The organism is Vibrio salilacus (genome assembly GCF_002811245.1).
GTDB lineage: Bacteria > Pseudomonadota > Gammaproteobacteria > Enterobacterales > Vibrionaceae > Vibrio > Vibrio salilacus.
Genome location: NZ_NIVQ01000001.1, coordinates 281,174 through 307,286 on the forward strand (window position 1 = coordinate 281,174; position 26,113 = coordinate 307,286).

At 46.1% G+C, this 26,113-nt stretch carries 21 protein-coding genes and 2 pseudogenes; 12 read left to right on the plus strand and 11 right to left on the minus strand.

The annotated features are described in order from the left end of the window. Nucleotides 1-313 precede the first annotated feature (313 nt). Nucleotides 314-2,317 (plus strand): exoribonuclease II, encoded by a 2,004-nt coding sequence (gene rnb / locus CDZ87_RS01230; RefSeq protein WP_100751801.1) that lies wholly within the window; start codon nt 314-316, stop codon nt 2,315-2,317. A gap of 228 nt (nt 2,318-2,545) precedes the next feature. Here the strand turns inward: rnb and malK are convergent, their stop codons facing one another. Next, on the minus strand, nt 2,546-3,664 hold the full coding sequence (malK, locus tag CDZ87_RS01235) for a maltose/maltodextrin ABC transporter ATP-binding protein MalK (RefSeq protein ID WP_100751802.1): 1,119 nt from the start codon (nt 3,662-3,664) through the stop codon (nt 2,546-2,548). A gap of 656 nt (nt 3,665-4,320) precedes the next feature. Between malK and malE the strand changes: the two genes are divergently transcribed. The 3 genes from malE to malG all read left to right on the plus strand — a co-directional run bounded on the left by malE (nt 4,321) and on the right by malG (nt 8,051). Next, nucleotides 4,321-5,502 carry a maltose/maltodextrin ABC transporter substrate-binding protein MalE gene (gene malE / locus CDZ87_RS01240; protein WP_100751803.1) on the plus strand — a complete coding sequence of 394 codons (1,182 nt, stop codon included), beginning with the start codon at nt 4,321-4,323 and terminating at the stop codon, nt 5,500-5,502. Between the two features lie 73 nt (nt 5,503-5,575). Then, the gene (gene malF / locus CDZ87_RS01245) at nt 5,576-7,150 is read left to right on the plus strand and encodes a maltose ABC transporter permease MalF (RefSeq protein ID WP_100751804.1); all 1,575 of its coding nucleotides are present in this window, start codon (nt 5,576-5,578) and stop codon (nt 7,148-7,150) included. A 10-nt stretch (nt 7,151-7,160) separates the two neighbouring features. Further along, a complete protein-coding gene (gene malG, locus CDZ87_RS01250; RefSeq protein ID WP_100751805.1) occupies nt 7,161-8,051 on the plus strand; it encodes a maltose ABC transporter permease MalG in 891 nt (296 codons plus the stop codon). Nucleotides 8,052-8,338: 287 nt separating this feature from the next. On the opposite strand, the gene CDZ87_RS01255 is transcribed toward malG, so the two are convergent. The 7 genes from CDZ87_RS01255 to CDZ87_RS01285 all read right to left on the minus strand — a co-directional run bounded on the left by CDZ87_RS01255 (nt 8,339) and on the right by CDZ87_RS01285 (nt 16,094). Then, nucleotides 8,339-8,599, minus strand: coding sequence for a hypothetical protein (locus CDZ87_RS01255; RefSeq protein ID WP_422641426.1), 261 nt, complete (start codon nt 8,597-8,599; stop codon nt 8,339-8,341). A gap of 107 nt (nt 8,600-8,706) precedes the next feature. Beyond that, on the minus strand, nt 8,707-9,192 hold the full coding sequence (locus CDZ87_RS01260) for an acyl-CoA thioesterase (protein ID WP_100751807.1): 486 nt from the start codon (nt 9,190-9,192) through the stop codon (nt 8,707-8,709). Between the two features lie 181 nt (nt 9,193-9,373). Further along, complete coding sequence (locus tag CDZ87_RS01265) at nt 9,374-9,583, minus strand: hypothetical protein (RefSeq protein ID WP_100751857.1); 210 nt, start codon at nt 9,581-9,583, stop codon at nt 9,374-9,376. A 183-nt stretch (nt 9,584-9,766) separates the two neighbouring features. Next, on the minus strand, nt 9,767-11,203 hold the full coding sequence (locus tag CDZ87_RS01270) for a glyceraldehyde-3-phosphate dehydrogenase (RefSeq protein WP_100751808.1): 1,437 nt from the start codon (nt 11,201-11,203) through the stop codon (nt 9,767-9,769). Between the two features lie 622 nt (nt 11,204-11,825). Then, the gene (locus CDZ87_RS01275) at nt 11,826-12,269 is read right to left on the minus strand and encodes a dCMP deaminase family protein (protein ID WP_100751809.1); all 444 of its coding nucleotides are present in this window, start codon (nt 12,267-12,269) and stop codon (nt 11,826-11,828) included. A 1,083-nt stretch (nt 12,270-13,352) separates the two neighbouring features. Continuing rightward, nucleotides 13,353-14,699 carry a magnesium transporter gene (locus CDZ87_RS01280; protein WP_100751810.1) on the minus strand — a complete coding sequence of 449 codons (1,347 nt, stop codon included), beginning with the start codon at nt 14,697-14,699 and terminating at the stop codon, nt 13,353-13,355. A 72-nt stretch (nt 14,700-14,771) separates the two neighbouring features. Continuing rightward, entirely contained in the window at nt 14,772-16,094 is a 1,323-nt protein-coding gene (locus CDZ87_RS01285; protein WP_100751811.1) for an ABC1 kinase family protein, read from the minus strand. Nucleotides 16,095-16,288: 194 nt separating this feature from the next. On the opposite strand from CDZ87_RS01285, the gene CDZ87_RS01290 reads away from it, so the two are divergent. Further along, nucleotides 16,289-17,047 (plus strand): class II glutamine amidotransferase, encoded by a 759-nt coding sequence (locus tag CDZ87_RS01290; RefSeq protein ID WP_100751812.1) that lies wholly within the window; start codon nt 16,289-16,291, stop codon nt 17,045-17,047. Nucleotides 17,048-17,081: 34 nt separating this feature from the next. Here CDZ87_RS01290 and CDZ87_RS01295 read toward each other — a convergent pair. Then, nucleotides 17,082-17,261, minus strand: a pseudogene (locus tag CDZ87_RS01295) (L-methionine/branched-chain amino acid transporter); the annotation flags it as partial. 5 nt (nt 17,262-17,266) lie between these two features. Between CDZ87_RS01295 and CDZ87_RS17275 the strand changes: the two are divergent. The 6 genes and pseudogenes from CDZ87_RS17275 to yddG all read left to right on the plus strand — a co-directional run. Beyond that, nucleotides 17,267-17,493, plus strand: a pseudogene (locus CDZ87_RS17275) (Lrp/AsnC family transcriptional regulator); the annotation flags it as partial. Nucleotides 17,494-17,496: 3 nt separating this feature from the next. Continuing rightward, nucleotides 17,497-18,417, plus strand: coding sequence for a LysR family transcriptional regulator (locus CDZ87_RS01305; protein ID WP_100751813.1), 921 nt, complete (start codon nt 17,497-17,499; stop codon nt 18,415-18,417). A 109-nt stretch (nt 18,418-18,526) separates the two neighbouring features. Then, nucleotides 18,527-19,141 carry a LysE family translocator gene (locus CDZ87_RS01310; RefSeq protein WP_100751814.1) on the plus strand — a complete coding sequence of 205 codons (615 nt, stop codon included), beginning with the start codon at nt 18,527-18,529 and terminating at the stop codon, nt 19,139-19,141. A 50-nt stretch (nt 19,142-19,191) separates the two neighbouring features. Continuing rightward, nucleotides 19,192-20,184, plus strand: coding sequence for a Gfo/Idh/MocA family protein (locus CDZ87_RS01315; RefSeq protein WP_100751815.1), 993 nt, complete (start codon nt 19,192-19,194; stop codon nt 20,182-20,184). A gap of 13 nt (nt 20,185-20,197) precedes the next feature. After that, nucleotides 20,198-20,596: an OsmC family protein gene (locus CDZ87_RS01320; RefSeq protein WP_100751816.1), complete on the plus strand. Its 399-nt coding sequence runs from the start codon at nt 20,198-20,200 to the stop codon at nt 20,594-20,596. Nucleotides 20,597-20,655: 59 nt separating this feature from the next. Continuing rightward, the gene (yddG, locus tag CDZ87_RS01325; protein WP_100751817.1) at nt 20,656-21,546 is read left to right on the plus strand and encodes an aromatic amino acid DMT transporter YddG; all 891 of its coding nucleotides are present in this window, start codon (nt 20,656-20,658) and stop codon (nt 21,544-21,546) included. Between the two features lie 57 nt (nt 21,547-21,603). On the opposite strand, the gene CDZ87_RS01330 is transcribed toward yddG, so the two are convergent. After that, nucleotides 21,604-22,080: a L,D-transpeptidase family protein gene (locus tag CDZ87_RS01330; RefSeq protein WP_245834618.1), complete on the minus strand. Its 477-nt coding sequence runs from the start codon at nt 22,078-22,080 to the stop codon at nt 21,604-21,606. Between the two features lie 245 nt (nt 22,081-22,325). Between CDZ87_RS01330 and CDZ87_RS01335 the strand changes: the two genes are divergently transcribed. Then, on the plus strand, nt 22,326-24,449 hold the full coding sequence (locus tag CDZ87_RS01335; protein WP_100751818.1) for a sensor domain-containing diguanylate cyclase: 2,124 nt from the start codon (nt 22,326-22,328) through the stop codon (nt 24,447-24,449). Between the two features lie 34 nt (nt 24,450-24,483). On the opposite strand, the gene CDZ87_RS01340 is transcribed toward CDZ87_RS01335, so the two are convergent. Continuing rightward, a complete protein-coding gene (locus tag CDZ87_RS01340) occupies nt 24,484-26,112 on the minus strand; it encodes a BatD family protein (protein ID WP_100751819.1) in 1,629 nt (542 codons plus the stop codon). Between the last annotated feature and the right edge of the window lies 1 nt (nt 26,113).

Consider the following 26,113-nt stretch of genomic DNA (forward strand, 5'->3'; position numbering starts at 1 on the left):
GGAAAAGTCGTAAATCGCATCAAGCCACTAGGGACGTAATTAAGGGTGCGGATTATTCCTTAAATACATAAAAAAAGCCAGAAAAAATTGAAATTCATCACAGTTCTTCTTTGAATTGAGCTGTTTTGTTCACATTTTCGTCACCAAATCGTTCTGTGTGCTTAAATAATAAGCATGTTAATTGGGTTGTTAAGTGATTGAATTGCGCACCAATCACCAGATTGTGATACTTGCGCGCTAGCGAGCCCATAGTCGCGATGATATAGTGTGCGAAATTTTTTGGTTAGATACTGACTCGGATAAAACAAGACAGATGTTTCAAGATAACCCTCTACTGGCTCAACTTAAGCAGCAAATTCAAGAAACGCTCCCTAAAAAAGAAGGCACGATCAAAGCGACAGAGAAAGGCTTTGGTTTTCTCGAAGTGGACAATAAAAAAAGCTTCTTTATTCCTCCTCCGTACATGAAAAAATGTATACATGGCGATAAAGTCCAAGCGATTATCCGCACTGAAAATGAGCGAGAAATTGCTGAACCAGAAACATTGTTGGAGCAAGGCCTAAATCGTTTTATCGGTCGCGTGAAGCTGTTGAAAGGTAAGCTCAATGTCTCGCCTGATCATCCGCAGTTGAAAAAGTTGTCGCTAAAAGCAAAAACGCGCAAAGGCATCAAGAGTGATGATCTTAAAGAGGGAGACTGGGTTGTTGCACATCTTATTCGTCACCCGCTGAAAGGCGACGATGGCTTCTTTGTCGAAATTTCACAAAAGATTACGGACGCTGACGACAAAATTGCGCCTTGGTGGGTGACGTTAGCGCAGAACGACTTACCTAATAGTGAACCTGCTGGGATTGAAAATTGGCAGATTATCGATGACCCTGATCTGCAACGTATTGACCTGACTGATATTCCTTTTGTTACCATTGATGGTGAGTCAACCAAGGATATGGATGACGCGCTATATGTGAAAAAAACGCAGTCAGGTGATTTTGAACTGACAGTTGCGATTGCGGATCCAACCGCTTATATCACTCCTGGTAGCGAAATGGACAATGTTGCGCGTGAACGTGGCTTTACCATTTATCTGCCGGGGCGCAATATTCCAATGTTGCCCCGTGACCTCGCCGATGAGTTGTGTTCACTAATGCAAGATCAGGTGCGTCCGGCGCTTTGCTGTACGGTCACCATAGATAAACAAGGCGTGATTGGCGACGACATTCGATTCTTTGCAGCGAACGTTAAATCGCATGCTCGCCTTGCTTATGATCATGTTTCAGATTGGCTCGAGCATGGCGAGTCACCACAGTGGCAGCCGAGTGAAGAAATTGCACAAATCCTCCGTGATTTGTATGACTTCTCGTTGGCACGAGCGAACTGGCGTGAAACGCATGCCGTGGTGTTCCCCGATCGTCCCGATTACCGCTTTGAATTGAGCGAAGATAATGACGTAGTGGCGATTCATGCGGAGACTCGTCGCAGTGCCAACCGTTTGGTCGAAGAGGCGATGATTACCGCCAACATCTGTGCTGGTCGTATTTTGCGCAGCGCTTTTAACTCAGGCGTTTTCAACACGCATGCCGGTTTCAAACCTGAGAAAATCGCAGAGGTGATCAGTTTCATCAATCCAGAAGGTGAGTTGCCATTTACTGCTGATTCGGTTGCAACACTTGAAGGATTTGCCGAGCTGCGCCGTTGGTTGAGCCAACAAGAAACCAGTTACCTTGATAACCGTATTCGTAAGTTCCAAAGCTACAGTGAAATTGGTAATCAACCATTACCTCATTATGCGATGGGGCTTGATATTTACGCGACGTGGACATCACCGATCCGCAAATATGGCGATATGATCAATCATCGTATGCTTAAGGCACATATTTTGGGCAAAGCTCCAGTGCAAACGGCAGATGACAGCGTGGGTGAAGAGCTCGCGTTGCACCGTAAGCATCATAAAATGGCGGAACGTAATGTTGGTGATTGGCTTTACGCTCGTACATTGGCTGACGAGCCGCGCAAACAAACTAAGTTTAGCGGTGAGATCTTTGATATTAACCGCGCAGGTATGCGAATCCGTCTAGTGGAAAATGGCGCTGCAGCCTTTGTTCCGGGCTCGTTGATTCTTGCAAACAAAGATCGTCTCGAGTGCAATAGCGATAATGGTACGATCTCTATCGATAAAGAAGTCATCTATCGCCTTGGCGATGTGGTTGAAGTGGTACTGACCGATGTTAACCAAGAAAACCGCAGTTTGGTCGCAAAGCCAACCCAAGTGTTTGATGAAGTAAAGTCTGATGACCAAGCTTCACCAGCGGCAGAATAATTGCTAACGGTACGATCAACATGGGCGCTTATTGAGCGCCCTTGTATTTCTTGGTGTTAATCTGTCCAGAATATCGCTACTCTCAGCACCATTATGATGGGCTGAAGGGGTCAATGTGTCTGGTTCAGCTTCGGTCGCTCGGGTTATGGGTGTCTTAGCCGAACACTATAACCGTACTAAACAAAGCCCAGCATCAATGCTGGGCTTTGTTTTATCATCATTTGTGGGTTATTCGAAATCGACACCGGCTTCTTGGTGTAAGCGGCGACACGCTTTACCGTCGCTGTGGAACAAGTGACAGCGGTGGGCCGGAATACCAACGGCAAGTTTATCGCCTGGTTCAACCGCTAAAGTGTCTGGCTGACGATAAATCATGTCAGCGTCAGCGGCATCAATATGCAAGTAAACTTGTGTTTCGTTGCCAAGTTTCTCAACAATATTAACGTCACCTTCGATGGTTGCATCGCCTTCGTTCGCAGTCAATAGATGCTCGGGGCGAACACCTAGTGACATACGCTCGCCGCGTGTAACTGTGGTGCCATCGACAGGTATCCAGAATGTGGTCCCGTTTGCTATTTGTACCATCACGCGCTCTTTCTCTACTGCTTCAATGAACACACTCATAAAGTTCATCTTTGGTGAGCCGATAAAGCCTGCGACGAAGCGATTTTGTGGGTAGTGGTACAGTTCGAGCGGTTTGCCGACCTGAGCAACGAACCCCGCATCTAAAACCACAATTTTGTCTGCCATCGTCATTGCTTCAACCTGATCATGAGTAACGTAGATCATAGTGCAGCCCAGTTTACGTTGAAGTCTGGTGATTTCTGAACGCATCTGGACACGAAGCGCCGCATCAAGGTTTGATAATGGTTCGTCGAGGAGGAATACGTCTGGCTGAGAGACCAGAGTACGACCGATAGCAACACGTTGACGTTGACCGCCAGATAGTGCCTTTGGCTGGCGCTCTAGAAGGTGGCTCAATTGCAGAACTTCTGCTGCTTGTTCAACACGCTGGTTAATTTCACCCTTACTGGCTTTGGCCAGTTTGAGACCAAATGACATGTTATCGTAAAGGTTTAAGTGCGGGTAAAGCGCATAAGACTGGAACACCATACCGACACCACGCTTTGACGGCTCGACTTCGTTCATGCGCTCATTACCGATATAAAGATCACCGGATGTGATGTCTTCTAGGCCTGCAATACAACGCAGTAGTGTCGACTTACCACAGCCTGATGGACCGACGAATACAACGAATTCGCCCTCTTGGATCTCTAAATCAATGTTCTTGGAAATCAGTACGTCACCGTAAGCTTTAGATACATTTTTTAACGTGACACTCGCCATTTAGCTCGCCCTCGATCAATTTTTATAATTTACTGCCTATCATTATATGAATTATGGAGCAGGCAATAACAGTAGGAATTTGGTAAGGAATGGATTTAATTTTCCAAAGGGTAAGAAAATATGGGTGATGGAGCTTCTCACACCACCCATCAAGCCAAATTAAGTTTGCTTCCCCCATGTACTCAAGCTTCTCCCCCGAATGAATCAGTAACCTGAATACCTACGTGACTTGAGTACTTTAAGCAAACCCTGCGGCATTGTAACCAGTCACCATTACGTTGTGTTACTGGAAAGGGTTCTTACCATCCACTCTTGGATGTAGCTAGTTTGGAAAAATACGCCGCCTAAGACATCCTCCTAAGCAAAAAAAATGCAGGGGTAGTAGCAGGGGAGGAGCGATTTGAGGGAGTAGACTACATAGGGCGATCTAGCTCAAATATTTCTCTGTGTCTATGGTGCATTTGATCACATTAAACGATTAATTTGTGATGCCGGTCGCCATCCTATAACGATGGGGATCACGAAAATAGTTCATAATAGCAAGGGCGTAGGGAGTAGGAGGATGAGTCTTTTGTCAGTTTGGCTGAGAATCACTGTTGAAATACGGCGAAACCTCAGGTTGCGCCCTACAACACAAATATAAAAAGGATATCAACATGAAAAACGCCCTAAGCACGGTGGCACTTGGCACTCTCGTTGCCCTTGGCTCATTTGGTGCAAACGCTGCTATCGAAGAAGGTCAACTTACTATCTGGATTAATGGCGATAAAGGCTACAATGGACTCGCTGAAGTAGGTAAACAATTTGAAGAAGACACAGGCATTAAAGTGACAGTTGCTCACCCTGATGCACTTCAAGACAAGTTCCCACAAACAGCATCGACTGGTGATGGTCCTGATATTGTGTTCTGGGCTCACGACCGCTTTGGTGGTTACGCAGAAGCAGGCCTGCTAGCGGAAATCAACCCATCGAAAGAAATAAAAGAGGGTATCGTTGACTTTGCTTGGGATGCGGTGAAGTACAACGGCAAGCTTATTGGTTATCCAATCGCGGTTGAATCGCTATCACTTATCTACAACAAAGATCTTGTGCCAAATCCACCTAAGAGCTGGGAAGACGTCGCGGCGATTGATGCCAAGCTTAAAGCCGATGGTAAGTCTGCGATCATGTGGAACCTAAAAGAACCGTACTTCACATGGCCTTTGATGGCGGCTGACGGTGGCTATGCCTTCAAATATGGCGCAGCAGGCTACGATGTCAAAGATGCGGGTATTGCCGGTGAAGGCGTAAAAGATGCGATGAACTTCGTTAAAGGTTTGGTTGATAAAGGCGTGATCTCTTCCGATATGGATTACTCCGTTTCTGAGTCTTCATTCAACCAAGGTAAGACCGCAATGACCATCAATGGTCCATGGGCTTGGGGTAACATCGAGAAGTCTGGTATTAACTATGGTGTGACGACACTGCCTAGATTTAACGGCCAATCTTCTAAGCCATTCGTTGGTGTTCTTACTGCTGGTATCAGCACTGCGTCACCAAATAAAGATCTTGCGGTTGAATTTCTAGAGAATTACTTACTGACCAATGATGGTCTGCGTAAAGTGAACGATGACAAACCACTTGGCGCCGTTGCTCTAAACTCTTTCCAGCGTGAGCTTGATGCCGATACACGTATAGCGGCAACAATGGATAACGCAATGAATGGCGAAATTATGCCAAACATTCCTCAGATGAATGCTTTCTGGGGCAGCGCGAAGAACGCAATCATCAACATTGTTGATGGCCGCCAATCAGTAAACGAAGCACTTGCTGACGCTGATAAACAAATGACTAAATAATTCATTACCCTTTTAAGGAGGGGGTAACTCCTCCTTCATTTCTCTTTTTATATTATCGCTAGCAGGTTCTCATATGCAGTCAGTTCAAGGTACAGATGTTATGACATCACCCACAACGAGCTTGCCTTCAAGTAAAAGTGTCTTAGTTAAGTGGGGGCTTCTCGGCTCTATCGGTATTCTTAACGGTTACGCGACAATCCTAATGTATTCACGAGGTGAGATGGCCTTTGCCCTTCTTACCGTCATTCTTACTGCTTTGGCACTTTTTATCTTTGGTAGTAAAAAGACCTATGCCCATCGCTATATCTACCCGGGTATTGCGGGGATGATTTTGTTCATCCTATTCCCTTTGGCATACACCATTGGTCTTGCTTTTACAAACTACAGTGCAAAAAACCAACTCTCATACGAACGAGCACAGACTGTGTTGCTTGATCGAACCTTTCAAAGTGGCAAAAGTTATCCTTTCACTTTGTATAACACCGAGCAAGGTCAACGTATTGCGATTCAAGATGGCGATCAGCTTTTAGCTACTGACGCCTTTGATCTAGCGACCCTTTCGCTCTCTGACCTTGATCTTGCACCCGTTGACGGTATTGATGGTCACAAAGAGACAATTAAGACCATCGTTCAAAACCGCCCGACGTTGTCTGAGTTAGATTTGCATTTACCAAACGGCGAAGACATTCGTATGAGTGGCCTACGTAAATTTGCCGCTGTCGTGCCATTGTATACCCTGCAAGACGACGGTGAGTCACTCTACAACAATCGTACTCAAGAGTTGCTACGTCCTAATCTTGATTCGGGCTTTTACCAACCGGTGGATGATAGCGGTCAGTTTGTCGGTGACACTGTCTCACCGGGTTTTGTGGTTAACATTGGTAGCGATAACTTCGAGCGTGTATGGAAAGATGACGGCATTAAAGAACCGTTTATCAGTATCTTCATTTGGACGATTATCTTTTCGGCGGTGAGTGTGGCACTGACCGTATTTATCGGCCTGATTCTGGCCAGCGTAGTGCAGTGGGAAGCGTTGCAAGGACGTGCTATCTATCGTGTGTTACTGATTCTTCCTTATGCCGTACCAGCGTTCATCTCTATTCTGATCTTTAAAGGTTTATTCAACCAAAGCTTTGGTGAAGTGAATATGGTTTTAGAAGGCCTGTTTGGCATCAGTCCTTCGTGGTTCTCTGACCCTATTCTGGCGAAAAGCATGATTCTTATCGTCAATACTTGGCTGGGTTTCCCTTATATGATGATTCTATGTATGGGGCTATTAAAAGCGATTCCTGATGATCTTTATGAAGCATCAGCGATTGACGGCTCGAACTTTATCTCTAACTTTACCAAGATCACCTTGCCGTTGATGATTAAACCGTTAACACCGTTATTAATTGCGGCCTTTGCTTTTAACTTCAACAACTTTGTTCTTATTCAGTTGCTGACTCAAGGTGGTCCAAACATGATTGGAACCTCAGAGCCAGCAGGCTACACCGACTTGCTTGTGAACTACACCTATCGCATTGCCTTTGAAGGCGCGGGCGGTCAAGACTTCGGCCTCGCAAGTGCAATCGCAACACTTATCTTCCTACTTGTAGGTGCGCTCGCGCTACTAAACCTACGTGTAACGAAAGTCGCTCAGGATTAAGGAAACGAAAATGGCAATGGTACAAGGTAACTCTTTAAAATACCGAGTGTGGGCGACTCATGTCGCTATGTGGGTGTTCCTATCACTGATTATCTTTCCACTACTGATGATTATCGCTATCTCGTTTCGTGAGGGTAACTTCGCCACGGGGAGCATCATCCCGGAAAATCCGTCTCTCGATCACTGGAAATTGGCACTCGGCTTCTCAATCACCAGCGCTGATGGCACCGTAACCCCACCGCCATTTCCGGTATTGACTTGGTTATGGAACTCGATAAAAGTTGCGGGCATCTCATCGATTATGATCGTGTGTTTATCAACGACTTCTGCTTATGCGTTTGCGCGGATGAAGTTCAAGGGTAAGAACACCATCTTAAAAGCGATGATGATTTTTCAAATGTTCCCTGCCGTATTGGCACTGGTTGCTCTTTATGCTCTGTTTGACAAGTTGGGTCAGTACATTCCGTTCTTGGGATTAAATACTCATGGTGGTCTGATCTTCTCGTACTTAGGCGGTATCGCTCTGCATGTATGGACAATCAAAGGTTACTTCGAAACCATCGATGGTTCGCTAGAAGAAGCCGCTGCGCTAGATGGTGCAACGCCTTGGCAAGCATTCAGATTGGTCCTACTACCCCTATCAGTGCCTATCTTGGCGGTCGTCTTCATTCTGTCATTCATTATGATTGTAGGTGAAGTTCCGGTAGCATCTCTCCTGCTTTCTGATGTAAACTCTTACACATTAGCGGTTGGTATGCAGCAGTATTTGTACCCTCAGAACTACTTATGGGGCGACTTTGCAGCAGCAGCAGTGTTGTCTGCGCTACCAATTACCGTCGTATTCTTACTTGCGCAGCGTTGGTTGGTTGGAGGATTAACCGCCGGCGGTGTGAAAGGGTAATAATAACGATAAGGGCGACTGCGAGGTCGCTCATTTTTTGTCTCTACTTAACAATTTTGGTTTGGCCGCTGATCAGTTAAATAGAGAGCAGACCTGGCGTTACGCATAGCTGGCTGTTAGCAAGATTCCTTACTATTTGACTACTAACAGTTTTTGTAACCAAAACCCGGCTTTGTCCCGGGTTTTTTTATGTCTGCAATTGGTGCTCAACAGAGTATCAATTCCTTGATCAGGACTAAATCGCGATGTAATTATCCTGCGATTGATTATTTAATTCAGTATAACGCCTATAACTCACGACTCGACGGCGCGCAACCTAAGTGCCTCAGTAGCACATACAGACTTTCTTGCGAGAGTGCGACTTTGCGAAATAGGTCGGCAAAAAGGTCATCGCCGCCAAAACAAGTACGAATATAGTGATTAATCTGCTCGTCAGCGTAGCCTTCGACATACAGAGTCCGTACCCATTGGTATTCGACCGACTTTAGATTCGATAGTGTCGCTTCGGTCAACGTGGTATTACCAACAGCCAAGAGATATTCCTTCATTGACGCATTTCAGTATGAAGGAATTTAAGCAAATCTAGATGAAGGAAAAATGACACTGGGCTTGATTAAAACCGGAGCGGTATAGCTCCGATTTGTTACCAAGGTCGTTATTTAAGGTACTTAACGTGAGCTTCCATCTCTTCACCAATCTGTTTGCGCATATTCATCAAACGAATGGCGGAATCACGCAGAGCAATATCTTCTGGTGTTTGAGGAGTCCACTCAGGGATTTCGGTTGGTTTTCCGTGTTGATCCACCGCAACCATGATAACAATACAGTGCGTCGTGAGGCGATTTTTGAGCTTGGTCGGGTCACTAGCCTGAACATCAATCGCGATATGCATTGAGGTTCGACCGGTATAAATGACCTTAGCGCTGACTTCAACCAAGTTACCCACATGAATGGGTGCGACAAAACGAATTCCGCCAGCATAGGCAGTAATACAGTATTTACCACTCCAAGCAGCGGCATTGGCGTAGGCGGCCAAATCTATCCACTTCATCACGGCGCCGCCGTGGACTTTGCCACCAAAATTTACATCGCTCGGTTCGGCAAGAAAGCGCAGTGTGATATCGCGTTTACCCGTACTCATCGGCTATTCCTAAGTTGTTATTGTTATCACTCTTTAATAACAAACCACATACTGTAGCGCAACCACTATTGATAACGATGGCTTTAGTTATAGCAAAAGGGCAGAAATGATGAGGCCTGAGTGGTCAAGGTTTGGCCGTTACACTCAAATGAATGAGAGCGCATGACAAATCGATTCACACTTATTTTTTCGATACGTCTTCATATTCCCCTTCCAATACAGAGGCGTCGTTTTGCTGAGAAAACGCACTGCGTTGCATCTTGAGCGACTTCTCAATTTTTTTGCCTGTGATTAATGCGGCAATCGTTAATGGAATCGCTAGCATCAGACTGAAAAGAAGCGCGATAACGCCAACAAACAGAGCCAGAATAGTCGAAATAGTTTTATTCATCATCAATACCTCTTACGTTATGCACAAAGTAACAAAATGAAAATGAATCAAACATGAACGAGGAAGCAAAAAGGCCATCCTCACATAAATGAGGATGGCAATATGGGGGATTATTATAAGTATTATGTTGTGGAGTTTTGCTGGCGAAGGTGAGCTCCGCGATATTCTATAAACTATTAAGCGCTATTTGGTTGGGTAAGTTTTGTAACGTACACCCATCATCTGTTCCATACAGTGGACCACCTGACAGCTATAGCCAAATTCATTATCGTACCAGATGTATAAAACGCAGCGGTTGTCTTGCGCGATGGTCGCGGCGCCGTCAACCACACCAGCAAAGCGCGATCCGACTAAGTCGGTTGACACCACTTCTGTCGATTCGGTGTAGTCTATTTGAGCAGACAGCTCAGACGTTAGCGCCATTTCTCTGAGGTAAGTATTAAGCGCTTCTTTATCAGTGCCTTTCTCAAGGTTGAGGTTGGCAATGGCCATAGAAACGTTAGGCGTTGGAACTCGAATCGCATTACCCGTGAGTTTACCTGCAAGTTCAGGCAGCGCTTTCGCGACTGCTTTTGCTGCGCCAGTCTCGGTTAACACCATGTTTAACGATGCACTACGACCACGACGTTCACCTGAGTGGAAGTTATCAATCAGGTTTTGGTCGTTGGTGAATGAGTGCACGGTTTCTATGTGGCCAGACACTACGCCAAACTCATCGTTAATCGCTTTAAGGATTGGGGTAATTGCGTTGGTCGTGCAGCTTGCCGCAGAGATAATGGTATCTTGAGGTTCAATAACCGCTTCGTTGACGCCAAAGACCACGTTCTTGATCTCGCCTTTACCAGGAGCGGTGAGCAGCACTTTCTTCGCGCCTTGACACAATAAATGCTGACTTAGGCCTTCTGCATCGCGCCATACACCGGTGTTATCAACCACAAGTGCATTGTTGATACCAAAGCGAGTATAATTCACTTCTTCAGGTTTGTTGGCGTAAATAAACTGAATGTAGTTGCCGTTGGCGATGATGGCTTTACGCTCTTCATCGACCACAATACTGCCGTTAAATTGTCCGTGAACCGAGTCACGACGAAGTAGGCTAGCACGTTTTTCTAAATCGCCTTTTTTTCCGCCTCGAACTACCACTGCACGCAAACGCAGCGGGTAACCCGGACCTGACTTTTCAACCAGTAAACGAGTCAGCAGGCGGCCAATGCGACCGAAGCCATACAGCACAACATCACGAGGCTCAGTGACGGTTTCGCCGTTCATTGCTCCGATTAAAGCGGTATGCAAAAAGTCTTTTACGCCGTGTTCGTCATCGCGACCTTGCCAAAATTGATGCGCGAGTTGGCCAACGTCAATACGACATGGAGAGAGCTCCATTTCGGCTAGGGCTTTAATCAGAGGTAGGGTTTGCTGAGGCGTTAGCGCGGTGCCAGTATAGCGGCGGGCTAAGCGATGCGTTTTAATGATGTCAATTGTCGCCGCGTTAACTAGAGTTTTACCAAAAAGTAGAACTTCAACGCCCTTATGGCGATAAAGCTGGCTAAGAAGTGGAGAGATAGTTTCCGCAATCGTTTGGCTGACTTGCCAATCTAGGAGATGTTTCTCTGGGCTCATTGTATGTTAGACCTTTCGCGTTTTGGGGGACTGACTCTACTTTGCATTTGTAGGGGTGCTGGTAGAGGGAATAAAACTTGTGTTAATTTTGTAGTTTTTATGCGGCAGGATTGTAATGCCTAACATCTTATTCTGCTAGAAAAATTAATGTTCATATCTTATGCTGTTAAATAGGTTGATAGTGGCGATTGATACTGTAAATTTACGCCTGTTTATACTATTGACATTTTTTGATTAGAAGACTTAATTTTCGACTAAAAATACTTGAAGCACATTAATTATGTAATAGTTTGCCATATTTAAAGGTAGTAAGGCGATATTGATCACGTATTCTACTCAATTAGTGAATAAGAAAGCGCAATATTGAGTTCGACTTTACAACAATAGTGAAAGAGGCAGTTGAAAGGCCATGTAACGTTGATAGCAGACAAAAATTTCCGCCTTTAATGGTCAGTTTTTCCAATTAGTAGCGCAAAAACTTGCCAATGGCGCAAACGATGCGCTCAAGTAGAGGGATATGGTGACACAATGCGATTAAAGGAGTGATTAAGGCGTATCAAATAGCGCTGCGCAACAACGGATGGTCGTTTGGCGCGCAGCGGCAGTGACGCACTCGCTGGTATTAACTAATATCGGCGAGAGGCAGCCAGTTTACTTTGACCCCGGCTTGAAGGAACATTTCTTGACTGACTTTGATTTTATCTCCCCAGCGAGACAAAAAATCCGATGTTTGTTCAGGGCAGTGCACTGCGGATATACCGGTTTGAATAATTTTTGCTGCGCAGTTTGGGCAGGGAAAGTGGGTCACCCAAATTTCGCAGCCATCTAAATCCCTTTTTGCAAAAAGTATGGCGTTCTCTTCGGCATGTAGGGTTTTGAGGTATTTCATTTCACGATCGTCAGTCATTGCGCTATCTGAAATGCCGTGCGGATAGCCGTTAAAGCCGACAGAGACAATGCGGTTTTGCTTAGTAATGACGGCGCCAACTTGAGTGGAGGGATCTTTACTCCAAGAGCCAACAAGTTCTGCCATTTGGTAAAAGCGTTGCGCCCATTTAGAAATCATTCAATCTTCCTTTACGAGGTAGGGTAATAAGCCGTGTAATGTGGATGCGTTCATAATATCCTAATTTCTGAATCGATAGTCCAGAAAAAACTCGCATATTGCGCAACGGCGATTGACCGACTTGCGATGTCCAGTGTCCCTGATCACAATTCGCGTTGAACGGAAAATGACCGTTATTGAGATATTACCCTGCAGACTTGTAAGAGATCTCTTACGGCGTCGTGAGCGATGTTAGAAAGCAAGCCAGGAAAATAGCTAGATATAAGTCATAACTATTTAATTTATATTGATTTTTGTGTTTTTTGGGCAATTTCCATGAAGTATTTTCTTGAAAATATGATTGTGAAAGTGACTCAATCGAATAATCTTAAGTGGTCAGCAAGGAGCAGACACGGAACAGGAAAGACCCACGGAAAGGTCATCTTCAGGATGAAGATTCGATTATTCAGGATGAATAATTGGCATGGAAAGCGAAGGACATTGGCTGGACGCTAGTAACTAGGATGGTTACACAAGGAAAGGCAATGGACACTTAACGGACTAAGGCAACCTCTATCAGGATGATAGAATCAGGGACACCGCTAGGAAGGCGATGATAAGGAAAGTGCTGAAGGATTCAGCCTACTATCAAGGAATAGATGCAGGGAGCACCTATTAGTAGCCGGATTGCTGCGAGTAAGAATAGGCCCCACTAGGCGAGAGTTTAGTGGGGTTTTCTTTTGCGTGAAAGGTATGGTTACAAGAGGCGATATCAGCGTTAGTTTGCCTTTTTGCTACCTGCTACTTTTTTCTATCTGTTCTGTTAACAACAAAATAATGGCAAAAAAAAGCCAACCTCAAGGAGTGAGATTGGCCGATATAGGTGTGAACAAAACCAGTTCACTAACAACGTCAGTTGGCTAGGTGACCCTCGGCTTATTAAGGGTCATTTAATATAGAGCAGTATATGTGCCAACTTTTATAGCGTTGTATTGCGTAGAATATCGCCTTTTTGGGCTCTAATTAATCGACTTGGTTGCATATTGGAATTGCAAAATGCAAAAGCTAGCAAATATGCTAATAATGAGTTTGTCGTTATTCGGTCTATATCATGACCAAGCTTGCGGTACCCAAGAAGGCAAAAAAACCAACTACATCGGTGACCGTGGTTAAGATAACCGACCCTGCTAGCGCGGGATCAAGTTTAAGTTTATCAAGTACAATCGGAATCAACACACCAAACATGGCGGCGGTGATAATATTGACAATGATTGCCAGTGCGATGGTCGCGCCCAACACAGTGGATTGAAACCAGAGCCCTGCTAATGCGCCGATGATCAGCGCCCAAAGAAGACCATTGATTGAGCCAATTCCTATCTCGTTTTTAAGCAGTGCCCAGCGGTTTCCTGTTGTGATCTGGTTGAGCGCCATAGCACGCACCATTAGAGTTAAGGTTTGGCTGCCTGCTATGCCGCCCATGGAGGCGACGATAGGCATCAGCACTGCCAGTGCCACCACCTGTGCAATCACATCCTCAAATAGGCCAATCGTCACCGAGGCTAAAATGGCCGTCAGTAAGTTGATTCCAAGCCAAACGCCACGTTTTTGCGAGCTTTTTATGACCGGTGCAAACAGATCGTCCCCTTCATCCATACCGGTACCCGCCATCAGACGCGCTTCATAAATTTCACGTTGAGTGCCTAATGCAAAGTGCCAGTCGACTTCACCGATCAGGGTTTGTTGCTCGTCGACCACAGGCATGGCAGACAGGGAGGAGTGTTCTAGTGATTCAATACTTTCAGCGAGGGTGAGCTTGGCATCTAAGGTCAGCACGTTCTCTATCGCTAGGCTACGTAAGCGATCATTCGGCTCCGCTCGCAGCAGGTCAATGTAGCTCACCAATCCACGAAACTGCTTACGTTTGTTGATTAGGTAGATCTGTTGCGGAGCATCATAGCTGTAACGCTCCATCAAGGCTTTGGCTTTTTCCACTGATATATTGAATGGCAGAGTAACCACTTTTCTCTCAGCCCAGCGCCCGAGTTCATCATCTTGGAATTGGTTGGCTTGATCGTAGAGCTCCAGCTCATCTTTCTCGATCAGATGCAGTGCTTCATTAATGATCTCTTCCGGCAGTGAGTCAGCCCATTCAATGAGCGATAAATTGTCTAGCTTTGCCAGCGTCAGTTTGAGCTCGGTATCGGACAGTTGGTCAATAATCGAGTGACGTACTTCAGCACGCGCCTCAGTTAGAACTTCAATGTGCAGTTCAAGTGGAAGGCTGCGCCACAGCTTGACACGCTCTTCAATGGGAAAAGCTTCAAGTATGAGCGCGACAGAACCTGGCTCTAAACCTTGTTCGATGGCGTCATTAAGGATTGTTGCTTGTTGCTCCTCATCAGCTTTGCCAATCTGTTCGATAAGCAGAGAGAGATCCTGAAACTGACTCACAGAGTACCTCGATGTAGAGATTTTTTATAAATTACCCTTCAAGTTACTCTAAAGTAGCAGAAAAACAATACTCTATTGCTGCTCGATTTTAAGATATGGCATGACTAGGCGGCGAATGTTTACTTTTGCACCGATTCGCGCAGCCAATAGGTACATGCCGCCAATTTTGCGATGTAGGAAGAGGGCGTCGGCAGGCGGAGTATGCCAGTAGTCTTGTTCCATACTCAGTATGGTTCCTGCGTCACGAAGACGCTGTGCCAATCCACTGGCTTTGAAGTCATACTCTTCATCAACCAGCATCGGTTCGCACGCCATATGAACCAGTTCAAGAACCGCTTGACGCTGTTTGGGCAGAATACCCTGGCTAAAAAAGCCAATTTGCTCAAGAGCCTGGTTAAGCCCTTGTTTATCATTATGTATCACGCTGGTAAAGGCATTTTTGTACCCAGAGCTCAATCGCTCGCTATACTCACGAGTAGCGCCAAAATCGAGTAACCCGATTTGTTGACTCTGCTCTAAATAGAGGTAGTTGGCAAAATTGGGGTCTGTTTGCACTATCTTGAATTCAAACAGCTCCCTAAACAGCAATTCAAGCAAAGCGTTCATAACAAAGTCGCGGGTTTGTTGGTTGGTGTCTTCGATACTTTCGATGCTCTTGCCCTCGATAAAGCTCATGGCAAGGACAGATTGCGAACTGCTGCTCGAGAACAGCTTAGGCACCACAAAGTGGCGGCTGCTCTTAAGCGCCTGTCGGTAACGCTGCATAAACATAGCTTCGCGTTGATAATCGGCTTCGTCATGGAGTTGCTTTTTTGCCTCTTCAAGTAAGCCCTTGTAGTCCACAGACTCTGGAATCAATCCGACGATCTTGAGTAGTGTTCCGACGTTATCGACATCACTATCGATGCTCTGACGAATCCCCGGATATTGCACTTTAACCGCCAGTTTTTCTCCATCATCACTGTAGGCTTGATGAACCTGACCAATAGACGCGCTGGCAATCGGCTTGAAATTAAACGCGAGAAACTCATTTTTCCACTCTGGCCCTAAAGCATTGACCAAGACTTGATTAAGCTGTTTGGACGGCATAGGATCTGCGCTGGAGCGCAGTCGAGCCAAAATGTCCGCCAACTCAGGCTCTAAGATATCGCCGGCATCCATTGACAACATTTGTCCAAGTTTCATTGCTGCGCCGCGTAGGTGAGCGAGTTGGTCGGTTAGGCGTGATACATTTTGCGGTGTTAGAAGAAGATCACGCGCCTTAGGCTTCTTGCCTTGTGCCAGTTGTTTGCTTCCTTCGCTGATCACATTGCCTGCGACACGGGTGGCGAGTGAGGCAAATTTGCCCAATCTCGACAGTCTGTGTGTGGGTAAGCTGCGCTCTTTGGTTGACATAAATACTCTCCTTATTCACTGATTTAGTATACGAAAAAGCCATCGGTTTGATATCAACCCAAGAATAAAAAAGCGCCATCATCACGGGGCCATAGCCAGATAGGTGTTAGTCTATTGATTAAACCGTCGTTTGCTTGCTGAAAGCTTTAAATCATGCTGTTATTAATAGGTATGTAAACACTCAAGGAAACGCTATGTGCCGTTGGTTGGCCTATCAAGGCAGCCCGATTTATCTCGACCAATTAGTCTATGAGCCAGAACACTCGCTGGTGCATCAAAGTCTTGATGCGCGCAAAGCGGTTACTCGGGTTAACGCGGATGGTTTTGGCCTTGGTTGGTATACCGATCGTACAACGCCCGGGCAGTTTCATGACGTGTTGCCTGCTTGGGGGGATGAGAACCTGCGCTCTCTGACTCACCATATTTGTTCACACCGTTTTATGGTGCATGTGCGCTCTTCAACGGGCACTCAAGTCTCGCGCTCAAACTGTCACCCATTTATTATCGATAACTGGATGTTTCTTCACAACGGTCAAATCGGTGGTTTTGATCAGTTACGCTATCTGCTTGAACGTCAATTATGCGAAGTGCAATTTTTACAACGTAAAGGCACCACAGACAGTGAATTGATTTTTATGTTGATGTTACAAAATGGCTTACGTGATAATCCGATCAAGGCGATACGTACCACTTTGCGAGATATTGTCCAGTTGATGGAAACTCAAGCTATTGAGGATCCGCTCAAAGCGTCAATCTGTATCTCAGACGGAACACAGTTCTGGGTGATTCGTTACAGCTCTAGTGGTGATGCGCCAACCGTGTTTATCAAACAACGTGGCTCAGACATTGTGCTTGCGTCTGAGCCATTAGAGCCCGGAGGAGAGTGGCGAAAGATTGATGCGCAGACCATTGTTACGATTTGTGGTGACAAGGTCGTCAGTATCGCTGTTTAGCTCTGCTTGGTTTGTAGTCGCGCGCTTGAGCTCACAGCATCCGTGACAGGCTTTGAGTATAGAGGTTGACGCTGGCAAAGCAGACAGTAAACCCAATCACGCTGATCAGTGCTTTAAATTGAGCGCCAAACCGCTGTTCAGGGATCCAAGGGATTGAGGTACTATCTAAAGCAGCACTGTCATAAGCGCCCACTTTTAGGATGATGACCGAGCAAACCCTACTTGGCATTAACATTTGATATGTCGAGTTCGACGCATTGCTGTGAGACTTATACAGGGCGCATCGACCAAATTGATAGCGTGAAGTGGTAGTGGCGACACCGATATTATACGTCGAAGTTGCAAGCATGGCGCGTTTGAATGCGATTCGTGATGATTTACAACAAATCCCTGAACTGCGCCATTTAATGACCCACACGGTCTTGACGGAATTATTTATACCTTAAATCATGCTCAATAATATTAATCTCAATTTACTGCGTTCACTGCATGTGTTGTTAGAAGAGTGCCATGTAAGCCATGCGGCGCAACGGCTCAATTTAACTCAGTCAGCGGTGAGTCGTCAGCTTGCGCAGTTACGTGAATTGTGCGCAGACCCTCTGTTAGTCCGCAGTGGTAACCAGTTGGTCCCAACCCCGCGAGCGCTGGAAATGCAGCACAAACTGCGTGTGCTGCTAGAACAATTTGAGCAGCTTCTCGCTGATACCTCATTTGAACCGGCGTTATGGCAGCAAGAGTATGTTATTTCATCGAGTGACTATGTTGCGCAATATATCCTGCCAGATCTGGTTGCGGTTATGGTTGAGCAAGCGCCGCAAGTGAATATTGCTTATCGGCTTTGGCAGCCAGACTTTCTTGCTTCGTTTGAACAAACGGGTATTCACCTTGCGTCAACCATGCTGGCGCAGCCTCCAGAGTCGTTGAGTAATGTCCAAATTGGTCAAGATAGCTCGGTTTGTTTGATGCGTACAGGGCATCCACTTGATAGTGATGAAGCGCTAAGTTGCCGACGTTTGACGGCCTTTTCTCACCTTAAAGTGACGGGCGGCGGCGATAAAGACAGCAACGCCGACATAGGGTTAAAACATGCGGGCTATCAGCGCCGGATCGCACTTAAAGTACCGTTTTTCTCTGCTGCGGTGAATGCTTTGATCAGTAGTGATTATCTAATGATAGTCCCCGAGCATATTGCCCGTAATCTGGCGAGAAATCACCCACTCACCTATCGAGAGTTGCCTTTTTCCAGCGAACCACATTGTTACTGGTTGATGTGGCACCCTAAATACGATCAAGATAAAGCGCACCATTGGATGCGTGACAAGGTATTGGCTGCAATGCGCACCTCACCTTATTCAATTGGTATGACTTAAAATCATTACTTAAATGAGTAACTTTGATTTCAAGTCATTTTGCTAGTGGGTTATGTTGAAGTCACTGACTAACACATTACGCATCAAGATAATTTAAAGGATTGATCGCATGACTCTCACTATCTGGTTTTCACTGTTTACTATTTGCTTGTTGGGCGCCATGTCCCCAGGGCCAAGTCTGGCGATGATCGCCAAGCACAGCCTCGCGGGGGGAAGACTTAATGGGCTTGCGACTGCGTGGGCTCACGCTTTTGGTATCGGCATCTATGCGTTTGTCACCTTAATTGGTTTGGCGGTTGTGTTGCAACAATCGCCACTGCTGTTTAAAACCATCAGTTATGCAGGTAGCGCGTATCTTGTGTACCTAGGTTACAATGCGTTGCGTTCTAAAGGTGGGGTGACAGAGCGATTAGAGTCTGGTCGCAAAACTACGGTGTGGCAATCTGCTCGCGAAGGTTTGTTGATTTCTCTGCTCAGTCCGAAAATTGCGCTGTTCTTTATCGCGCTGTTCAGTCAATTTGTCGCGGTTGGGGATAGCATCGCGGCAAAAGGACTAATTGTTGTTACTCCCTTCGTGGTTGATGGCTTGTGGTACACCTTAATTACTTTTTTGCTTTCCAGCCCAAGATTAATTGATAAAATTCGCTCTAAAGCGTTAATCATCGATCGTTTGTCTGGTGTCGTCCTGATTTTGCTCGCTGTGCGAGTCGTCTGGACGGTGTAGTAACGGTCAGACTCATCACCTCAATCATGATGAGCTAGGGAGAAAATAGAATGATAAAACTGGCGGTTATCGGTACCAATTGGATTACCGATCAATTTGTCCAAGCGGCGCTTAACTCGGGTGAATACCAACTGACCGGGGTTTACTCGCGTCGTCTTGAGAGTGCGCAAGAGTTTGCCAGTAAGTATGACTCACCAACCTTGTTTGATGATGTGCAGGCATTAGCCGACTCTGACAGGGTCGATACCGTCTACATCGCTAGTCCTAACGTACTGCACGCGCCGCAAGCGATGCAAATGATGCGCGCGGGCAAAAATGTTATTGTTGAAAAACCAATGGCGGCCAATTATCAACTGGCGCAGCAGATGTTTGAGGTCGCGCGTGAAAATAACGTACTGTTATTTGAAGCGTTTATGTCGCCACATTTGCCGAACTTTAAACGTCTCAAGCAATCGTTAAACTCTATTGGTAAAGTGCGTAAAGCGTTGATCAGCTATTGCCAATATTCATCACGTTACGGGAAATATTTGGCCGGAGAAAACCCGAATACCTTTAACCCCGATTTTGCCAATGGTTCAATTATGGACATCGGCTTTTACTGTTTAAGCTCCGCGGTGGAGTTATTCGGTGAACCGACATCGGTTCAGGCACAAGCGCAGTTACTTGATTCTGGTGTCGATGGTAGCGGTAGTGTGATATTGAATTACGACGGTTTTGAAGTGGTTCTGCAACATTCGAAAACCAGCGATTCATATTTGCCGAGTGAGATCCAAGGTGAAGATGGCGCATTACTGATTGAGATGATCTCAATCGCGAAATCGATCACCAAATACACCCGTGGCAGTAATATAGGCATTGATCTGAGCGTTAAACAAGAGTCGAATCCAATGTACTATGAGGCGTTGGAGTTTGCCGCTCAACATCAAAATAAAGCGATGAACGACAGTTGTACTCAGCGTTCACTAATCGTGGCTAAGTTACTTGAAGATATTCGTCGTCAAACTGGGGTGATATTCCCAACCGATACACCGCAATCAAACTAACGAGAGAGAAAAGATGCAAGCTGAAGTCAAATGGGTCGAAGAATTTAAATTTCTAGGCCAATCACAATCAGGCCATTCAGTCGTGATGGACGGCAATGGTGGTGCCACGGCACCAAGCCCAATGGAGATGGTGTTAATGGCGGCAGGTGGTTGCAGTTCGGTGGATGTGGTTGATGGCTTGAAAGAAGCAGGACAAGCCGTCACTGGGTGTGTTGCTAAGCTAACCACCGAGCGCCGCGAAACCGCGCCACGTATTTTTACGTTAGTGAATATTCATTTTGAAGTGACAGGTGACAACTTATCACCTGAGGTAGTTGCTCAAGTGGCAGCAGATTCCTTAGAAAAATACTGCTCGGTGTGTTTAATGCTTGGTAAAGGCGTTGAGATGACGCACAGTTGGGAAATTATTTAAGTTAATCACGTATCATTGGAGCCGGGCGCTGCGTCCGGCTTTTTCATTGGGCGATAATAATGTTCAAAAGCTCACATAAGTTTACCCTTGCTGGCATCGCGGCGATCTTACTCTGGAGTAGCGTGATGGGATTCGCGCGTGCCGTCACCGAAATGCTCGGCCCAGTAGGCGGCGCAGCTTCAATTTATACCGTCGCATCTGTGTTTCTTGTGCTAGTGATGGGCGTGCCTAAATGGCGTCTTTATTCACTGCGCTATGTATTGATTGGCGGCGGCCTGTTCGTCGCCTATGAGATCTGTCTTGCGCTGGCGCTAGCCATGGCTAACTCACGTCAACAAGCGGTAGAGATGTTGGTAATCAATTATCTATGGCCGGCGCTGACCGTGCTGCTTGCGGTATTAAGTAGTGGCAAAAAAACCAGCGTGTTGGTTTACCCAAGTATCGCGTTAGCGTTTTTTGGTGTGGCATGGAGCATCACTGGTGAGCAAGGTCTGACGCTAGCTCAAATTGCGGCCAATGTGGCGACGAACCCCGTGACTTATGCGATGGCGTTTGTCGGGGCGTTTTTGTGGGCGATCTACTGTAATTTAACCAAACGCATTTCGAATGGACAAAATGCAATCACGCTGTTTTTTATTATGACGGCTATTACGCTATGGATAAAGTATGCGTTAAGTAGCGAAACTGGCATGACGCTTAACCTAGAGTCGGGCACGTTACTGCTGATTTCTGGTATTGCGATGGGCAGTGGCTATGCATTGTGGAACTACGCCATTATTGGTGGCAACATGTTGCTGTTGGCGACGTTGTCATACTTTACCCCTGTGCTTTCTACGGTGATTTCCTCATTTATCCTTGGCTTGGTATTGACTCAGAGCTTTATTGAAGGCGTTGTCATGGTCACGGTGGGATCATTGATGTGCTGGTGGGTAACCCGAGAAAAGGCCTAAGTCGTTGGCCTTGATGTCCTTTTTCTACTCAGTATCAATCTTCTACTCAGTATCAAGTTACCATTTAATATCGATCGGTGTGCCCATCGTCACCAACGTTAACAGTTCATCCATCTGTTGATTGGTAATGGCGATGCAGCCATCCGTCCAATCAAAGCTTTGTACAAAGTTGGCTGGGCGAACTTCACCATTTTTCAGCCCATGGATTTTGATATCGCCACCAGGGTTGAGGTTGAGCCGCATGGCATAATCGATATCGGCTTGGTTGGGGTAGTTGATATGAATCGAGCGATAGAAGTCGGAGTCTTCGAGAACAAAGTCTAAAGAGTAACGGCCTTCTGGTGTGCGCTGGTCGCCTTCACGTATTTTGTGCCCTTTGGGTTGTTTACCAAGGGCAATACGATACTCTTTGATCACCTGATGATTTTCAATCAGATACATCCGACGCTTTGATTTATCCACTTTAATCAAATCAACTTGGGCCTGAGCACAAACGCTCAGGACTAAAGCGGATATTGGCAGCCATTTACGCACAACTTGATCCTTGGCAAGGTTATGGTTTTATTCTAATCGATCATCACTAAAACGATAAATATCGCGGCATATTGGTCGGTCAAGTATCACCATACAATTATGCAAATTGTTGCTTCTATCATATCCCGATAAGTTGCAAAAAGTGAAATGCGAGTCACTTAACAGCTGCTGATAAATACATTTGATTGCATACCTTGAGCTGATATTTTTAGTCATGTCATAGTACTTAGGTTTAGTTGCGCGGTATGTTTTCACGGATGTTACTCAAGGATATTTTGTCAGCCAGAAACCAACGTTTCTTGGCCAATGCGTTATTTCAGTATCTTGACGATGCATTAAAGCCTAAACATATGGCGATTTTTTCACAACCTAAGTCGGATCAAGTGGCGCCGTTTCTTTTTAGCTACGGTCAACCTGCTCAACTTGAACACTATCCAGACACCTTTTGGGCTTGGGTCTCACAGTTTGATACCTCTGATGGTCTGATTCCACTCGCGATGAATACCTGCCAATGGCGTTATCGCACTGTGATGGGCGCGCACAGTTATGTGCTTATGCTCGACAATCATCCAGAAAAACGCATTTATCTGGTGGTCGAGAGCCTCAACACCGCTGAGCTAGATAAACTCAATCATAATCATCAGCTTGATACGCTGCAAATTATCGCCGCGCGCTGGCAGTGCGTGCGCGCTGAAATTGAGGCAGCGAAAGAGTTTAAACAGCGTGATATTAAAGAAGCGAAATACCTTGATGTGATTAAGCAGCGCGAGCTGTTTATTGACAATATGAAGTTAGTGCAAGAGGTCGCGGTCGAGCTCTCCAACCCTGCTAATCTCGATCAACTATTTCGCCTCTCAATTGAAGTGATTCGCGATAAATTAGGTTTTGATCGCGCCTGCTTTATGTTGCTTGATATCAAAAAACGCTGCTTTAACGGTACTTATGGCACCAATGAACAAGGTCAGACCGTCAGTGAACATCACACCCAATTTGATTTACACCAATTAGAAGAGGGCTACATTAACGCGCTTTTTGAAGGTAAAGAAAGCTTAATCGTGCTTGAAGATGCGCCGCTCTATACGGCAGGTAACGTCGTTGGCCAAGGTTGGAATGCGATGCTTATTTTACGTGATGGTGATGAAGTGATTGGCTGGATTGCGATGGATAACTATATCCATCGCATGCCGATTACCACCTATCAAAAGCAGATGCTTGAGTCATTTGGTTCCTTGTTGGCGCAAATCTACATCCGCAAACGTCAAGAGCAAAACGTACGTATGCTCCACACTAGCATGGTCGAGTTGTCACGTTGTATGACGGTCAGTGAAGTGTGCAAATCTGCGGTGACGTTTGCAATCAATCGCTTGGGCATTGATCGCTTTGCGGTTTTTTTGACCGATAAAGAGTGTTCTCATATGCAAGGCACTTGGGGCACCGACATACAAGGCAATGTGGTTGATGAATCTTATTACCGCTCTGATACGGTTGACCGCTCGATTGTCAATGCTGCGCGCATCAGCCCCAATGATGTGGTATTTGAAGAGTCTGTTCCCATCTATCATGATCTCCATATCGTTGGCTTTGGTTGGACGGCAATGACGATGTTGGTCAACAATAGTGGTGAGCCGATCGCGTTTATCGCGGCCGATAATTTGCTCAAGCGAACTCCGTTGACCCACCAGCTTCGAGAAATGATTCGCATGTTTGCTTCAAATTTGACCGAAGTTTTACTGCGAACGCGCGCGCAAGAAGCGATTCACGAACTGAACGAAAACCTAGAACAAGAGGTTAAAGCGCGCACCCGAGAGTTACAAAAGGCCAATGAGCAACTTGAAACCCTGTCTAAACTTGATCCATTAACTCGCTTAGGCAATCGCCGCATGCTTGAGTCGTTGTTAGAAGATTTTTGTGACGATCAACAGCCAGCAATTCGATGCTATGGATTGATCTTGGTCGATATTGATTTCTTCGGTTTGTACAACAATCACTATGGTCACTTGCAAGGTGATATTGCCCTGATGCGAGTTGGCAGTGTGTTGGAGCGTCATGCAAATGGTGAACAAGAAGTGTTTTGTCGAATTGGCGGTGAAGAGTTTGCTTTGCTGGTCGTGGCGCAAGAAGCGCCAAATGTTGCTGAACTTTCCGAGAGTATCCGCTTTAGCATCGAACAAGAAAATATTTTGCATGAACAGAGCGCAATTCATCGAGCACTGACGGTCTCGGTCGGTTATTCGGTGATTGAGGTCAATCAACGCGACTTTAATTTTGATGCCCTTTTCAACGCGGCCGATCAATCTTTGTATCAAGCTAAACGCACCGGACGCAATCAAGTGGTTGGTTCGGTGTCGTTACTCGAATCTAACGCATAAAAAAGGTCGCCAATCTAGGCGACCTTAGCGGTTTTTATAATGATGCAAGAATAGCGTCTTTTTTACGCTTCGGTTTACTTCGTTCCCCACGTTTGATCAGCTTAATCAGCGGTTTGGCTTGCCACGGCTGCTGCTTAGCGCCAAAGCGATGTTGGTTCATGGTCGCGATGTGCTGTTTGATCTCAGTGAGTAGTTCCGGATCCAGATGTTGATGCGCTTCTAACCACGAGTTGAGTAGCAAGTTTGCGCGCACGAAATCTTGTTGATTAAGTGCATTGATAAGTGATGGTTCGGCGTCGTGAGTTTGGTCTAACTTAGTTACGCCGCGATGTGCAGACGGTTTCTTTAAGTAAAGCAGTACCGTTGCAACCCACAGCAAAGCAAAAAATGCCGTTAAGTAGGGCCAAAAACCCGCTTGATAGACCGTCACGGTTTCGGTTTGTGGCGTCGCTGGCATAGCGGGGAGAAACGTGCCACTGTTGGCGTCATGTCCTGCGGCGACATTGAGCTTGAGTCCGTTGAGCTGTGCGGTTTTCGGCTGTTTACTCGTGCTATCCCACCAATCTAGAGTGAGTGAGTTCATCGCGATTTGACCGGTTTTTTGCGGGAGCAACACGTGTTTAAGCGTCATACGTGTCGTGCCATCGGCAAGCTGACTGAACTGAGGCTTTTGCTGATAAACGCGCCATGCATCGGAGTAGTCTGCCGCCAGCTCGGGAAAACGTTCAGCGGGTAATCCGCTAATATCTAACGTAATTTCTCGACTGATTGACTCGCCGACTCGCGTATCATACGTATCGGTCGGGTTGATGTTGTTTCCTGCCGAATCGAGCCAACGTTGAGAAAGAGAAAGTTTTGCTGCAGGTAGCCACTCGCCTTGATATTGCTCGGGTATTGGCAGCACGGTGAGGGAAAAGGTGTCTGCTGGAGTATTGGCAGAGACGAGTTTGGTCGTACCACGACGATCGTCGCCATAGATAATGTTGCCATTAAAGCCAATGCCACGAACCGTATATTGACCCCCTTTATCGGCGGTGACACGATAGTTTTGGTCGACGACGGTCACTTCAACACCATCAACAACGCTTTGATATTGATTTGGCTCACCTAGCGCGGTGAGTGATACGCCGTCGGCGCTCGGGGGGGTAATGCGCGCGTTTTGCAGTCGGCGTGGGTCGGTTTTGACAATCAAGCGCGTGGTTAATGTGGTGCTTTCGTTTGGGTAAAGCTCGCGTTTTTCAAGTTGGCTTTGTAGCTCAACCAGATCGCTTAATACAGGCTCGTTACTGTCCATCGCGACTTGAATGGTGATCGGCTGTGATTGGGCACTATCAATAGTAAACGCCGGAATCGTCGCCTCGCCTAAGCGCTGTGCGGCCAAACTAATATTCCATTCACTGCGCGTATTTCGGTCACCATTGATGATATTGACTGAGCTACCAAAACTCGGTCGGCCGACATAAAAGTTCTGTTCGAGTGAGCTTAGATCGATGGCGTCTGAAGCGACTTTCTTATCAACCACGATGCGCAGTTGAAATACTTCATTCTTGACGACCTTATTTTTGCTTACTGTGGCAACGACCGTGGTCGCCCAAGTATGGGAGCTCACGAAAAATAGTGTGGCTGCAAGGAGTCTGGCAGCGAAGCGTTTGAGCGGTTTCATG

What these genes read in the sequence shown, in the direction of transcription:
- CDZ87_RS01305 (WP_100751813.1), top strand. Translation starts at nt 17,497, where the DNA reads ATGCTCAATAATATTAATCTCAATTTACTGCGTTCACTGCATGTGTTG.
- CDZ87_RS01315 (WP_100751815.1), top strand. Translation starts at nt 19,192, where the DNA reads ATGATAAAACTGGCGGTTATCGGTACCAATTGGATTACCGATCAATTT.
- malK (WP_100751802.1), bottom strand. Translation starts at nt 3,664, where the DNA reads ATGGCGAGTGTCACGTTAAAAAATGTATCTAAAGCTTACGGTGACGTA.
- CDZ87_RS01335 (WP_100751818.1), top strand. Translation starts at nt 22,326, where the DNA reads ATGTTTTCACGGATGTTACTCAAGGATATTTTGTCAGCCAGAAACCAA.
- malG (WP_100751805.1), top strand. Translation starts at nt 7,161, where the DNA reads ATGGCAATGGTACAAGGTAACTCTTTAAAATACCGAGTGTGGGCGACT.
- yddG (WP_100751817.1), top strand. Translation starts at nt 20,656, where the DNA reads ATGTTCAAAAGCTCACATAAGTTTACCCTTGCTGGCATCGCGGCGATC.
- CDZ87_RS01290 (WP_100751812.1), top strand. Translation starts at nt 16,289, where the DNA reads ATGTGCCGTTGGTTGGCCTATCAAGGCAGCCCGATTTATCTCGACCAA.
- malE (WP_100751803.1), top strand. Translation starts at nt 4,321, where the DNA reads ATGAAAAACGCCCTAAGCACGGTGGCACTTGGCACTCTCGTTGCCCTT.
- CDZ87_RS01310 (WP_100751814.1), top strand. Translation starts at nt 18,527, where the DNA reads ATGACTCTCACTATCTGGTTTTCACTGTTTACTATTTGCTTGTTGGGC.
- CDZ87_RS01270 (WP_100751808.1), bottom strand. Translation starts at nt 11,203, where the DNA reads ATGAGCCCAGAGAAACATCTCCTAGATTGGCAAGTCAGCCAAACGATT.
- CDZ87_RS01340 (WP_100751819.1), bottom strand. Translation starts at nt 26,112, where the DNA reads ATGAAACCGCTCAAACGCTTCGCTGCCAGACTCCTTGCAGCCACACTA.
- CDZ87_RS01255 (WP_422641426.1), bottom strand. Translation starts at nt 8,599, where the DNA reads ATGAAGGAATATCTCTTGGCTGTTGGTAATACCACGTTGACCGAAGCG.
- CDZ87_RS01320 (WP_100751816.1), top strand. Translation starts at nt 20,198, where the DNA reads ATGCAAGCTGAAGTCAAATGGGTCGAAGAATTTAAATTTCTAGGCCAA.
- CDZ87_RS01275 (WP_100751809.1), bottom strand. Translation starts at nt 12,269, where the DNA reads ATGATTTCTAAATGGGCGCAACGCTTTTACCAAATGGCAGAACTTGTT.
- CDZ87_RS01260 (WP_100751807.1), bottom strand. Translation starts at nt 9,192, where the DNA reads ATGAGTACGGGTAAACGCGATATCACACTGCGCTTTCTTGCCGAACCG.
- CDZ87_RS01285 (WP_100751811.1), bottom strand. Translation starts at nt 16,094, where the DNA reads ATGTCAACCAAAGAGCGCAGCTTACCCACACACAGACTGTCGAGATTG.
- malF (WP_100751804.1), top strand. Translation starts at nt 5,576, where the DNA reads ATGCAGTCAGTTCAAGGTACAGATGTTATGACATCACCCACAACGAGC.
- rnb (WP_100751801.1), top strand. Translation starts at nt 314, where the DNA reads ATGTTTCAAGATAACCCTCTACTGGCTCAACTTAAGCAGCAAATTCAA.
- CDZ87_RS01265 (WP_100751857.1), bottom strand. Translation starts at nt 9,583, where the DNA reads ATGAATAAAACTATTTCGACTATTCTGGCTCTGTTTGTTGGCGTTATC.